This window comes from Candidatus Accumulibacter sp. ACC007, from assembly GCF_907163205.1.
GTDB lineage: Bacteria > Pseudomonadota > Gammaproteobacteria > Burkholderiales > Rhodocyclaceae > Accumulibacter > Accumulibacter regalis.
In genome coordinates this window covers 115,211-128,293 of record NZ_CAJQUD010000006.1, presented here as the reverse complement: position 1 = coordinate 128,293, position 13,083 = coordinate 115,211, and the positions used below count along the sequence as shown (strand labels likewise).

At 64.5% G+C, this 13,083-nt stretch carries 10 protein-coding genes and 2 tRNA genes; 6 read left to right on the top strand and 6 right to left on the bottom strand.

Annotated features, from left to right (window positions below; translation table 11 throughout):
• Positions 1-35: 35 nt before the first annotated feature.
• A complete protein-coding gene (gene nhaD, locus QZ634_RS14460; protein ID WP_291863675.1) occupies positions 36-1,466 on the top strand; it encodes a sodium:proton antiporter NhaD in 1,431 nt (476 codons plus the stop codon).
• Positions 1,467-1,528: 62 nt separating this feature from the next.
• Here nhaD and QZ634_RS14455 read toward each other — a convergent pair whose 3' ends face one another.
• Positions 1,529-2,539: an AraC family transcriptional regulator gene (locus QZ634_RS14455; RefSeq protein WP_291989491.1), complete on the bottom strand. Its 1,011-nt coding sequence runs from the start codon at positions 2,537-2,539 to the stop codon at positions 1,529-1,531.
• A 141-nt stretch (positions 2,540-2,680) separates the two neighbouring features.
• Here QZ634_RS14455 and QZ634_RS14450 point away from each other — a divergent pair, with 141 nt between their 5' ends.
• The 5 genes from QZ634_RS14450 (at position 2,681) to bfr (ending at position 6,377) form a co-directional block, all read left to right on the top strand.
• Positions 2,681-3,994, top strand: a complete 1,314-nt coding sequence (locus tag QZ634_RS14450) for an EAL domain-containing protein (protein ID WP_291989489.1) — start codon at positions 2,681-2,683, stop codon at positions 3,992-3,994.
• A complete protein-coding gene (locus QZ634_RS14445) occupies positions 3,984-4,859 on the top strand; it encodes an HDOD domain-containing protein (RefSeq protein WP_291989487.1) in 876 nt (291 codons plus the stop codon). The genes QZ634_RS14450 and QZ634_RS14445 overlap by 11 nt, the downstream gene beginning before the upstream one ends.
• 443 nt (positions 4,860-5,302) lie before the next feature.
• Positions 5,303-5,378 (top strand) — tRNA-Ala (locus QZ634_RS14440).
• Between the two features lie 21 nt (positions 5,379-5,399).
• Positions 5,400-5,475: transfer RNA gene (locus tag QZ634_RS14435), tRNA-Glu, on the top strand.
• Between the two features lie 422 nt (positions 5,476-5,897).
• Positions 5,898-6,377, top strand: a complete 480-nt coding sequence (gene bfr / locus QZ634_RS14430; RefSeq protein WP_291989485.1) for a bacterioferritin — start codon at positions 5,898-5,900, stop codon at positions 6,375-6,377.
• 89 nt (positions 6,378-6,466) lie between these two features.
• On the opposite strand, the gene dtd is transcribed toward bfr, so the two are convergent.
• The 5 genes from dtd to QZ634_RS14405 all read right to left on the bottom strand — a co-directional run bounded on the left by dtd (position 6,467) and on the right by QZ634_RS14405 (position 13,075).
• Entirely contained in the window at positions 6,467-6,919 is a 453-nt protein-coding gene (gene dtd / locus QZ634_RS14425; RefSeq protein WP_043568002.1) for a D-aminoacyl-tRNA deacylase, read from the bottom strand.
• A complete protein-coding gene (gene arsN2, locus QZ634_RS14420; protein WP_291989483.1) occupies positions 6,916-7,392 on the bottom strand; it encodes an arsenic resistance N-acetyltransferase ArsN2 in 477 nt (158 codons plus the stop codon). The genes dtd and arsN2 overlap by 4 nt, the downstream gene beginning before the upstream one ends.
• A gap of 8 nt (positions 7,393-7,400) precedes the next feature.
• Positions 7,401-8,441 (bottom strand): cation diffusion facilitator family transporter, encoded by a 1,041-nt coding sequence (locus tag QZ634_RS14415; RefSeq protein ID WP_291989481.1) that lies wholly within the window; start codon positions 8,439-8,441, stop codon positions 7,401-7,403.
• A gap of 182 nt (positions 8,442-8,623) precedes the next feature.
• Positions 8,624-11,401 carry an FAD-binding and (Fe-S)-binding domain-containing protein gene (locus tag QZ634_RS14410; RefSeq protein WP_291989479.1) on the bottom strand — a complete coding sequence of 926 codons (2,778 nt, stop codon included), beginning with the start codon at positions 11,399-11,401 and terminating at the stop codon, positions 8,624-8,626.
• Positions 11,402-11,863: 462 nt separating this feature from the next.
• Positions 11,864-13,075, bottom strand: a complete 1,212-nt coding sequence (locus QZ634_RS14405) for a glycosyltransferase 87 family protein (protein ID WP_291989477.1) — start codon at positions 13,073-13,075, stop codon at positions 11,864-11,866.
• Positions 13,076-13,083 lie beyond the last annotated feature (8 nt).

The following is a 13,083-nucleotide window of genomic DNA, read 5'->3' as shown; positions in this document are numbered from 1 at the left end:
TGATGAAGTGCTTGCCCCGCGTATTGCTGGCCGTCATGGCAGCCGCCTGTCCCCTGGCCGCTCTCGCTTCCGAAGGCGGGCCGTCGACAACGCTCGACTTGACCCGCCACTGGGCAGGTTTTGTGGCGCTGGCCGTATTCTTTGGCGCCTACGGCCTGGTCATTGCCGAGGAATCGCTGCACCTGCGCAAGTCCAAACCGGTGATCGTCGCGGCGGGCATTATCTGGATGCTGGTGGCGATCGTCTATGCCCAGCACGGCGACACGCATACCGCAGAGATCGCAGTACGACACAATCTGCTCGAGTTCGCCGAGCTGTTCCTGTTCCTGCTCGCGGCAATGACCTACATCAACGCCATGGACGAACGCGGTGTATTCGACCTGCTGCGCGTCAAGCTGGTGACGCAAGGCTACTCACTGCGCACCATCTTCTGGATTACCGGTGCGCTGGCTTTCTCCATCTCGCCGGTGGCCGACAATCTGACTACCGCCTTGCTGATGGCGACGGTGGTGATCGCCGTCGGCGGGAGCAACAAGAAATTCGTCACTGTTGCATGCATCAATATCGTCATTGCGGCCAATGCCGGCGGTGCCTTCTCGCCATTCGGGGATATCACAACGCTGATGGTCTGGCAGAAGGGGCTGGTCGACTTCAGCGAGTTCTTCCAGCTGTTTGTCCCGGCAGTGGTCAACTGGTTGGTTCCCGCGACCATCATGAGCCTGGCCATCGGCAATTCGTCGCCCGATCCGGTCAAGGAACAGGCGGTTCTGCAACACGGTGCCTGGGTGATCGTCGGCCTCTTTCTGGGCACCATCGTGATGGCCGTCTGCGCCCACAATTTTCTCCACCTGCCGCCGGTGATGGGCATGATGACCGGCCTCGGCGTGCTCAAGTTCTACGGCTACTACCTCAAGCGACGCAAGAATTTCACCCACCGTCCGGCTGGGGAGAACCTGGGCGATACCGCCCTGGGCATGGAGAACGGCGTGCCCGGCGGTCAGGCAGTGTCCAGCACGGCCGTTCAGTACAACATTTTCAAGTCCCTGGAACGCGCCGAGTGGGATACGCTGATGTTCTTCTACGGCGTCATCCTCTGCGTCGGCGGGCTGGGCACCATGGGCTACCTGTCGCTGGGCTCGCACTTGATGTACGGTCAGCTCGGCCCGACGACGGCAAATATTCTTGTCGGGCTCCTTTCTGCGGTGGTGGACAATATCCCGGTCATGTTCGCGGTATTGTCGATGCAGCCAGAGATGGACCACGGTCAGTGGCTGCTGGTGACCATGACTGCCGGTGTCGGCGGCTCGCTGCTTTCGGTGGGGTCCGCCGCAGGGGTTGCGGTCATGGGACAGGCGCGCGGCGTCTACACGTTCTTTTCCCACCTCAAGTGGACCTGGGCGATCGCCCTGGGCTACGTGGCCAGCATCTGGACGCACTTTCTGATCAACGCAAAGGCGTTTACCTGATCCCCCGGAACCTGCATTCGCACTGACGGCGGGCAGCGTGCAGGTCGCCGCTTGCGCCCGCCTCACTGCAATGCTGTGGTCATGCGATAACTGCTCGGTGCCTTACCGCTCCAGCGCTTGAAAGCGCGGGTGAACGCGCCTTGCTCGGAGAAACCGAGCAGGAAGGTGATTTCCGTCACGCTCCGGGCCGGTTCTTGAAGGTAGCGTTTGGCCAGCTCATAGCGCGTTTCTTCGAGAATCTCATGGTAGCTGGTGCCCATTTCCCGGAGCTTGCGCTGCAGGGTCCGCCGGCTCATGCCCAGGGCCTTGACCAGATCGCCGACGCTGGGCTCGCCCGAAGTCAGTTGCCTGAGCAGGAAGACCTGGCAGCGCGAAACGAGGTCCTCCTTGCGGTGCGCGGCGAGTTGTTGGGCAAGAATCGCGTCGAAGGTTTCAGCTAGGTCGCGGTTGGCCGTTGGCAGGAGCGCTTCGGCGTCGTCGGTGGCCAGTACGAAGGCATCCTCCCCTGCCCCGAAGCGCACTTCACAAGCGAAGAAGTCCTGGTAGGGGCTCGGGTCGGCAGGCAAGGGGCGACGCAGGAAGACCCGGACCGGGTTGAGCTTGCGCGCGAAATTGCCGCGACACATGGCCAGGGCGATGGACAGAGTGAAGTCCGTCAGCACGTGTCCGATCGTCATGTCACCACGTCCGTGATCACAAACAAAACGCAAGCCATTGGCCTCTGCGACGCACGCGCAGTGCCAGAGGTCGCCGATCACGCGGGAATAGCGCTCGATGCGCTGCAAACCCTGGTGTAGCGTATTGCTCGACAACCACGCATAGCCCAGCACGCCCAGGTTGGAGGGGTGCCAGCACTCGGCCGCAGTCAGTCCGAAAGCCGGGTCCGCAATCAATCCGGCTGCCCGAGCGACAAACGCATCGGCCAGCCCGGTGGACAAGCGCGCGCCGGGCTTTCGGGGCAGCTCCGGGTCTATACCCAGCTCACGCAGCAAGGTGTGGGCTTCGATACCATACGCTTCGAGCATGCGGAAAAAAATCAGCCAGGTGCTGGCGAGCGAAGTGGGAGCGGTCATTGACGGTGATCAGCAGCCAAGTTGACGATGGATTGGCACAGATGGTGAAACGAATGGCGCGCTCGGTCAAGGCCTTGCTGACGCCAATGCCTAAGCTGAAGCCACTCAAATCAGCAGGCTTAGCGCAGCTACCCCATTTCGATGCACGACCTTCGTCCAGATCGCGACCCCATCACCGGTTTCCTCAGCCGGTCCGCCGGCCTGCACCTGGCCGCGCGGAAGGTTGCCGAGGTGGCGGCTACGGGCGGTTTACTGGCCGTGTTGTGGCTGGATATCGATCGCTTCCGGCAGATCAACCAATCCTTCGGCCATGCGGGCGGTGACAGCGTCATTACGCAGCTCGCGGCGCGGCTGCGGCGGGCTTTGCGTGGCGATAGCCTTCTCCTGCGCATGGGCAGTGACGAGTTCGTGGCCCTGATTCCGTCGGCGACTCTGCCAATGGCGTCCGCAATCGGTGCCGCGGTTCTGGCCGAGATTGAACATCCGCTGGTGATCGACAATCTGTTGATGCGCCCATCGGTGAGCATGGGCATTGCCGTGCACGAATCCGGCGAAGACGCGCTGAGCCTGCTTGAACGGGCTGACCGGGCGATGGTGGAAGCCAAGCGCCGCGGCGGGAAACGGATGATCGTTTCCGGCGACGAAGCGCTCACCGGTCGCCTCGGCGTGCAACTGGCACGCGAAGAGCTAAGCCTGGAAGCAGATTTGCACCGCGCCCTGGAAAGCGGTTGTCTGGCGCTCGAATATCAGCCTCTGGTCCGCGTGGACGGGCGCATCGAAGCGGTCGAGGCGCTGATGCGCTGCGAGCTGCCAGGGCGACGCCTGCTGCCCGGCAAGTTCATCCCGGTTGCCGAAAAGACCGGCATCATTGTCCGCCTTGGCGAATGGTGCCTGCTGCAGGGCGCCCTATTCGCCGCGCGGCTGCGCGACGAAGGCGTAGCGACCAAGGTGGCGATCAACGTCTCGCGTGCCCAGCTCACCTCGCGCAGCTTCGCGCCGGCGTTGCAGGCGGCACTGATTTGCGCCAACGTGGCACCCGCACTCATCGAACTCGAATTTACCGAATCGCTGTTCCTCGACCTTTCGGAAACCGTGCAGGCCAATCTGCGCAGCGTCCGGGCGGCTGGCGTCGGCATGGCCATCGACGATTTTGGCTATGGCTACTCGTGCCTCGCCAACCTCAAGGATCTTCCGGCGACAAAGCTCAAGCTCGATCGTTCGTTCATCCGGGTCCTGCCGGAGGACCGGCGTGCCTATGCGGTGGTGAAGGCGATGGCCATGCTCGGTCGCGAGCTGGGCATGACGGTCGTCGCCGAGGGGGTCGAAACGGCCGCCCAGCAGGCGGCTGTCGAGGGCGCAGCCGTCGACGCGGTGCAGGGTTTTTTCCATGCCCGCCCGATGCCGGAAGAAGCCGTGCTGGCGTGGCTCAAGGAGAGGAAGACGCATGAGCTCTGACACGCAAGCGGGGAACGGCCGGCTCGACGAGGTGCTCGAGCGAACGATCCGCGACATCGACATTCCCCCGCGGCCGGCGATCATCGACCGGATTTGCCACGAGGTGCGCCAGGAGCTGCCCAATTTCAAGCTCATAAGCCAACAGATCGGCGCCGACGTCAGCCTCGCCGCCGGTCTGATCAAGACCGTGAACTCGCCTTATTTCGGTTGCCGCAGCCGCTGCCGCTCGGTCCAGGAAGCCCTGCTCATGCTCGGCCTCGACGCGACCAGTCGGGCCATCGCGGCCATCAGCCTGCGCCAGGCCTTCCCTGGCTCCGCGCACTACGAGCGTTTCTGGCAGGCATCGGCCCGCATCGCCTCGCTCTCCGGGTGGTTGGCGCAAAGCGTCAGAAAGCCTGGCTTGCGCGCCGACGACGCGTACACCTACGGCCTGTTCAGGGATTGCGGCATCGTCATCCTGCTGCGCCGCTTTCCGGATTACATGGCCACGCTGGAGCGAGCGAATCACGAGGCCGAACGTGCCTTCACCGACGTCGAAATCGAGGTCCTGCCGACCAATCACAGCGTCATTGGCTCGCTGCTGGCGCAAAACTGGTGGCTGCCTGAGGAAATCTCGCTCGCCATCCGCTACCATCACGACCGCGACGCCATCGAGCATTTCGAGTCCGGCCTGCCAGCCGCCAGCCGCTATCTGGTCGCCGCCAGTCAGGCTGCCGAGCACATTCTGCAGCACGTGAGCGGTGGCAGCTACACCGAAGAATGGCGAAAGCTGGGTCCCTCTTGCCTGCGCCTTCTCGGCCTCGACCCGGCCGCGCTGAGCGAGCTCTACGAAGGGGGTGCCACCGTGATCCGCAGTAACGACTAGCCATTCGCGATGCGCTTTGCGCAGCGCGCTTGTCTCGCGCGCCTACTGTTCCGGCAGCAGCTGAGCGGCCATGCCCTCGGGCGCGCGCATGGCCATTTTCGTGACCGAGCGGCGAAGGTCGCCGCGATAAGCCTCTCGGCGCCAAGGGCCCGGCACCGCGAGACCGGCACCGGATTCACCACGCCGCCGCCGCGAAGAGTCGTGTCTACCAGGCGCCAGACGTCGTGCTGGGTGAGCGCGCACACCCAGCGCAACAGAAAGGAGCCAGGAGGCTTTCGGCATGGCGTGTCCCCGGTGGTGGTCGGTGATGGTCGAGCTGCGAGCTTAATGGCCGACAAAAGCCAGGGGCAAGTTTTTCATGGGTCACCCGCTTTGGCGCCGAGTTGCCGCGTAGCGCTTTACAGCACCGGGCCAGCTCCCTATAATCCCGGCTTCTTTCGCGCGGGGGTATAGCTCAGCTGGGAGAGCGCTTGCATGGCATGCAAGAGGTCCGCGGTTCGATCCCGCGTACCTCCACCAACAAGGCGAAAGAAGTTCCGGGTCCCCATCGTCTAGAGGCCTAGGACACTACCCTTTCACGGTAGGTACCGGGGTTCGAATCCCCGTGGGGATGCCAGCTTCGGCGCAAGCCGCCGAGCTGGGAAGCTTGTGGCGATTCCATGTCGCAAGTTCAAGGCAGCCAGGTCGCAGCCTGGTCAGCACTTTCTCTGCAGTTCCCTTCCCTTGCGTTGCTCGCCTTCCTCTGCTGGCTGCCGTCAGGCAACAGGCGCTGCGCCGGCTTGATCTTCGGCAAATGGCGGTGGCCATGGGTGTCGACGTCTATAATGCCGACGCCAGCAGATGATTCGGTGGCTGAGTGACGAGGCGATCTGCTCGCGGCCATGAATTGTGCGCGCCGCTTGCTGTCTCTCACCACGCCTGCCCCCGCCAGGTTTGCCTGTGCGACGCCTTGCGGGAATTCCTGCCGGCGCGGGCGCTTCCCCGCCTCTCCAATAATCAGCTGCGGCCCCCACCGCGGCGCCCAGAAACGGAGTCCCCATGAAAGGTGACAAAACGGTCATTCAGCTGCTCAACAAGCAGCTGGCCAACGAGCTTGCCGCGATCAACCAGTATTTTCTGCACGCCCGGATGTACAAGAACTGGGGCTTCAACGCCCTGGGCAAGCACGAGTACGACGAGTCGATCGAAGAAATGCAGCACGCCGACAAGATCATTGAGCGCTTGCTGTTTCTCGACGGGCTGCCGAAGATGGAGGTGCCGAAGCTGTTAATCGGCCAGGACGTCCCCGAGTGCCTGAGCGGCGATCTCAAGCTCGAGCGCGGTGCGCATGCCGATCTCATCGCCGGAGTCACGCACTGCGAGTCGGTCAAGGACTACGTCTCCCGCGACTTGCTGCAGGAGATCCTCAACGATACCGAGGAGCACATCGACTACCTCGAAACGCAGCTCGATCTGATCGACAAGGTCGGGTTGCAGAACTATCTGCAGACGCAGATGGGCGTGGCGTCAGGGAACTGATTGTCGGCTGGCCGCGCAGCCAGCCAGTGGGTCGTCGGGCCTGACTGGCCTGCTCCGCTCTGCTGATCGGGCTGCCCCTACTCGGCCGCCTACTCTGGCTGGCGCGAATCGATGCTGATCGTCACCGGACCGTCGTTGATCAGGTGAACCCGCATCTCGGCGCCGAAGACGCCGGTCGGCACCGCGCGTCCCAGGGTCTTTTCGAGTCGCCGGACAAAGCGCTCGAATAGCGGCTGCGCCAGCTCGGGCGGCGCAGCGCGACTCCAGGAAGGGCGGTTGCCTTTCCTGGTCGACGCAAAGAGCGTGAACTGACTGACCGCCAGCACTTCGCCGTCGGCATCGACGACGCTGCGGTTCATGACGCCTGCAGCGTCGGCAAAGATGCGCAGCCTGGCCAGCTTGGCGGCCATCCAGTCGAGATCGGCATCGTTATCAGCGGCCTCGAAGCCGGCCAGAAGCAGCAGGCCCGCGCCGATGCTGCCGCTTACCCGGCCGTCGACTTCGACCCGCGCCGCAGCGACGCGCTGGGCGACGACCCTCACGCGGCGCTCTCGCGCGCGAGAGCGCCGTCAAGGATCTTGACCATGCACACCGTCGACGCCGGGCACAGACAGCGGAACTGCGCTGTCGCGGTGATTCCTGGTGGGACAGCGGAGCGCGACAGCAAGCGAAAACCGCGGGCGGAAAAGAAGTCCTGCGCGCTGGTGGTGAGCAGGAAGACTTGCCGATGGCCGTCGGCCAGCGCGCGCTGCTCGAGCGCGGCAAGCAGCTGACCGGCGAGTCCACGCTGACGGCAGTGTGCTGCAACGGCCAGCGAACGCAGCAGCACCGTTTCACCGCAAGGCTGCAGGCCGGCCGTGGCGATCAGGCGACCCTCGTCACGACAAATCAGAAAGCCGGGCAGATGCGCCGCCTCGATGTCGGCAACCGGCAGGGCGCAGTCGTCAAGCAGGGCGAGCAAGGCGGGGAGTTCATCAAGCCCGGGGGCGCACAGCGTGTGCGACGACGCTGCCATTTGCGTGTTCAGCTTTCCGGCACGCCGCGTTGTTCGCCAGGCGCCAGCCAGCGAACCGCATTGTGCAGAGGTTCCGGCTGCAACGTGACGTGCGTGATGCCTTGTTCGGCCAGTACCTGTCGGCTGGCAGCAAGGACTGCCGGCCAGTGGGCCAGCGATTCGACGACCAGGTGCGCCGAGAGGGCGATCCGGTTCGACGAGAGGGTCCAGATGTGCAGATCGTGCACCGAGGCGACGCCCCGCACGCCGGCCAGCTGGCGCCCGACCTGCTCGGTGGACAGGCTCACCGGTACGCCTTCCATCAGCGCCTGCAGTACCTCACGCAGCAGGCGCAGGCTGGAAACCAGCATCAGCGCACAGATCAGCAGCGAGAGCAGGGGGTCGACGGTCGTCCAGCCGGTCCACATGATCACCGCCCCGGAGACCAGCGCGGCCACCGAGCCGAGCAGGTCGCCGAGCACGTGCAGCAGCGCGCCGCGGGTATTCATCGTCTGCTCGCCGTGCATCAGCAACCAGGCGACGCCGATGTTGAGCAGCAGCCCGAGTGCTGCGACGATGGTCACCACTTCGCCGTTGACCTCCCCGGGTTCAAGGATGCGGCGCACGGCCATCACTGAAATGCCGACCACCACCGCGACCATGAACACGACGTTGGCCAGCGCCGCCAGTGTTTCAACGCGGCCATAACCGTAGGTGTGGCGTTGTGTCGGCGGGCGCTTCGAGATCCAGGCGGCAAAGGCGGCCAGGGCCAGCGAGGCACTGTCGGTGACCATGTGCCCGGCATCGCCGAGCAGGGCCAGCGATCCCGACCAGAAACCGGCCACTGCTTCGACTGCGGCAAAGCCGAGTGTCAGCAGCAGCGCCCAGATCAGGCGTGGGCCGGCGTCCGCGTGGTGGTGATGCGCGTGGCCGTCATGGCCGCCATGCGCGTGATGGTCGTGCGCAGCGTGGCCAGTCGCGCGCGGACCGTGCGTGCTGTGGTCGTCGGGCTCGTGGCCATGATCGTGGTCGTGGTGGTCGTGGTGATCGTGTGGATGGCGTTCGCTCATGGTGCCGGCATTCTAGCCGACATCGACGCGGATCTCACTTCAGGGATGAGAGGACGACGCTGCCGTCGGCAACACTTCTCGCCGTCCGCAACGAAGTGGCCCAGGGGAAAGGCGCATCGCTGGCAACGCGCGGTCAACGGGCCGCCAGCGCGGACCATGCCGGCCCAGAGCAGGATCGATCCTCAGCACGCGGTTTCCTCGCCACGGCTACATTCTTCGAGCAGGTAGGCGACGGAGCGATAGGGCCGGCCGGTTTCCGCAGTAAGGCCGATCTCGCAGGTGCGGCTGGTGGAGACCCCCTCACAGCATTCGGCCGGCAGGGCTTCATGAACCTTGCGCAGCGCGTGCGCGTTGAGTTCCGGAACGACGAAACCACGATCGCCGGCAAAGCCGCAGCAGGTGACGCCGGCGGGTTCGACGACGTCAGCGACGCAGGCGGCAATCAGCGTGCGCAGTTTGTTGTCGGAGCCGGTGCGGCGCACGCTGCAATTGATGTGCAGCGCAACGGGCCCTGGCTTGCGGGCAAGTACCAGGCGAGGCAGTAGCGCATCGTGCGCGAACTCGTGAAAGTCGAGCAGCGTCAGCCGACCGGCGAGGTGTTTTTGCATGCGCACGGAACAGGTGCTGGCGTCCATGATGATCGGAAAGTAGCCGCCATGACCGTCGTCTGCTGCCGTCAGCAGGGCGGCGGTAACCGCATTGGCCATTTGTTCTGCTTCCTCGGCCATTCCCTTGCTGGCGAGCATCTGGCCGCAGCAAAGTTTGTCGAAGCCTTCCGGAAGGCGCGGCGCATACCCGGCGCGGGTCAGCAATTCCATGATCACTTCGGGCAGCGTTGCCTCTTCGGGGCTATTGGCGCCGAAGATTCGGCCGCCGCAGGCCGGGAAATACACGACCGGATCGCCGCTGCCGATGCCTTGCGTTGGCGGTTTGCCGGCCTGCGGCATGCCGTGTTTCCAGGCACCTCCCGAGACGCGCGCGACGACGCGGTCACCGACCACGCGGGAAACCACGTGGCCGATGGACAGTCCTACCCGCGACGCGGTGGCGACCTTGCCGAAATTGTCCACCGTCCAGCTGCCGATTTTTTGCGAGGTGGTGCCCAGGCCGCGACCGCGCAGCCGGCGGGTCAGTTCTCCGGTGTCGATGCCGACCGGGCAGGCGGTGGAGCACAGGCCGCAGCCGGCACAGGTATCGAGCCCGAAGTAGGCGAAATCGCGACCGACGTCGGCGGCATCCTCGCCGGCCGCGGCGCGGCGCGAGAGCTCGCGCCAGCTCGCGATGCGTTGGCGCGGCGAGAGCGTCAGCCGGTGCGACGGGCATAGCGGCTCGCAGAAACCGCACTCGATGCAGCGATCAACGATATCCTCGGCGGCCGGCATCGGTTTCAGGTGCTTGAGGTGGGTCTGCGGATCGTCGCTGAGGATGACGCCCGGATTGAGCAGATTGTCGGGGTCGAAGAGAGCCTTGATCCGGCGCATCAGGCTGGTGGCTTGGTGCCCCCATTCCCTTTCCACGAACGGCGCCATGTTCCGCCCGGTACCGTGCTCGGCCTTGAGCGAACCGTCGTACTTGTCTACCACCAGGGTACAGATGTCCTCCATGAACCGGGCGTAGCGCTCCACTTCCGCGGCACTGCTGAAATCCTGGGTGAACACGAAGTGCAGGTTACCCTCGAGCGCGTGACCAAAGATGATCCCCTCCGTGTAACCGTGCTTGCGCAGCAGCGCCTGCAGATCGAGGGTGGCCACGGCCAGGGCTTCGATCGGGAAGGCGACGTCCTCGATGATGACCGTGGTCCCGGTGCGGCGCATCGCGCCGACCGAGGGGAAGGTGCCCTTGCGCACTTTCCAGTACATCGCGCAAGTCTCGGCGTCAGTGGAGAACGCCGGCGCTTCGATGGTGGCGATACCCGTCAGTGCGCCGAGCGCGGCGTCAACCCGCTGCTGCAGGAGCATTTCTGTTTCAGCGCGTACCTCGATGAGCAGAGCGGCGGCATCGTCGCTCAGTGTGTGAATGATCGGCGGCAGCCCCGGCTGGCCTTCCACCGAGCGCAAGGCCGCGCGGTCGAGCAGTTCGACGGCGGATACAGGCTCCGGCTTGAGGCGGATGACGGCCTGGCAGGCGGCTTCGATGGTCGGAAAGAACACCAGTGCACTGGCCTTGCAGGGGTCTTCGACGACGGTGCGATAGGTGATGCGCGAGATGAAAGCGAGTGTGCCTTCCGAACCGATCATCAGATGGGCCAGGATGTCGAGCGGGTCTTCATAGTCGACCAAAGCATTGAGGCTGTAGCCAGTGGTGTTCTTGATGCGGAACTTGTGGCGAATGCGCGCGGCCAGTACCTCATCGGCGCGCGTTGCGGCGCCGAGCTGCTCCAGCTCGGTCAGCAGCGTGGCGTGGCTCTGCCTGAAACTGGCGATGCTGAACGAGTCTTCGGTATCCAGCACCGCGCCGTCGGCAAGGATCACCCGTAGCCCGGTTAGCGTGTGGTAGCTGTTCTGCGCCGTCCCGCAGCACATGCCGGAAGCGTTGTTGGCAGCGATGCCGCCGATCTTGCAGGCGTTGATCGACGCCGGATCCGGGCCGATCTTGCGCCCGTGCCGTGCGAGGCGGTAGTTGACCTCCCCGCCGATCATCCCCGGCCCGAGACGCACGGTGGCTGCATCGGCGGCGATCTCGCAGCTGGCGAAGCCGTCGCCGATCAGTGCCAGTATCCCGTCGGTAACGGCCTGGCCCGAAAGGCTGGTACCGGCGGCGCGAAAGGTCACCGGGCGTCGATGGGCGCGTGCCGCGTGCAGCACGGCCTGGACCTCATCCTCGGATTCAACCACCGCGACGACCTCGGGGATCAGGCGGTAAAAGCTGGCGTCAGTACCGTAGGCCAGTCGTCGCAGGTTGTCGGTGATCACCTGGCGTCGCGGCAGGATGCGGGAAAGCGCTTCAATCAACGGACTCATGATTTTCTCTCCTTGAGCAGCTTACGCAGGCGCTCTGGCGCCGCTTTACGGCCGGTCACAAGCAACGAAGTCCAGCCCTGGTCGGGCCCTCGATGATAGTTTGTTTACTCTGCTTGCAGTTATTTGTTACCGCATCGAGGGTCGGCATCCAGCCCGCCACTCGGTGACTCTCCCGCGAGGTTCTCGAGAGGAGGATGAGATGGCCATGGACGCGAATGCGCGACCCGGCCTCCCGCAGTCTGGCGGTGCGCGGGTTCTGAATGCGCCAGGGTAGCGAGAGCGGGTGTTTGCTCCGTTCTATCGCGTTGTGGGCAGCAACGAGATCGCTTCGAGCCTCGGTTTGTCGATGGTTGAGGCTATTTCCGTTCGTCCGGGAGCCACGCGTGCTCCTGGCTCGGCCGCTCAGCAGTCGCGTTCAGGTCTGCGGGTGACGGTGACTTGTCCGGCCGTAGAGAAGCGAGGCTACGAATGATCCGGGCGAGTGCCGATGGCGGGCGCGGCTGTGAGCGGTCGGGATCGCCGAAGTGCTGGCCCTGCCTTGGCGGCTATCTGCCGAATCTGCGCGACCAGGATCGCCAGGAAGACGAACGTCATCAACGGCGACCAGAACTTGTCGAACTCATTCCTGACTCCCTTGCCAAGCACCACGCCGATCACGTCGGCCAGCAGCAGGATGCTGACCGACAGCAGCACGAAGGTGTGCACCATTCGCGTCTCGCCGCGGTCGAGGAACCACCCCGCCCACAGTCCCAATGCCGGCGCCAGCATGACATAGCTGTTGGCCTCGTTCATCGGCGTGAACAGCATGATGTAGCTAGTGCTGAAACCCAGCCAGAGGAGGACTCGCCGGAAGTCGCCGGCAAGCCTGGCGGTGAACCAGATGGCGAGGGCCATCGCCACACCGGAGGCGACGCGCAAGATCAGTGACGGCGCGCCGGCCAGTTCGAGGTTGAAGGCCATCAGAACGCCGTTGACATCGGCAAAGGTTCGATCGGGCGGGTGAAAGCAATCCATGAGGTTGGTCGCGAAAGCGGCATACAGCGCGTGCACATAAGCGCTCGGCGCCAGCAAGTAGGGTGCCAGAAGCACCACCAGCACGCCGAGCAGCGCGCGCCACCAGAGACGCGGAAACGCCATCACCGCGAGGCCAATAGCCGGAATTGCCAGGGGCTTGCAGACCAGCGCCAGGCACAGCCAGACGGTCGCTGCCGACCAACGTCGCTGCTGCAGGCAGGCGGCAGCCAGAACCAGGCAGGCGGCCAATTGAGCACTCGACTGACCGTTACGGATCGCGCTCAGACCGATCGGCAGGCTGAGCAGCGAGACGAGCACGAAGAGCGGGTAGCGGCCTGCGGAAGTCGTCGCCATCGGACCCGTGCAGCGCCAGAGACCGACGCCAAGACCGGCAAGCGCGGCCCAGCGCCAAAGGATCTCGCCGAGTGCCAATGGTAGCCAGGCGAAAAGGCCGAAAGCGGGGAGAAACAGCGGCAGGTAATTGAAGCCGACCGAACCGTCATAAACAGGCTGCAGCGACCACCAGTGGGTGACCGCGCCGTGGTAGATCTCGGTCACGCTGCGCGACAGCGGGGCCGTGACGACGATCGCGACCACCAGTGCCGCGGGAAGCAGCCAGATCGCCCAGGCGGCGATACGCCAGAGTTGTTCTTTTTTCATTTTCTTGC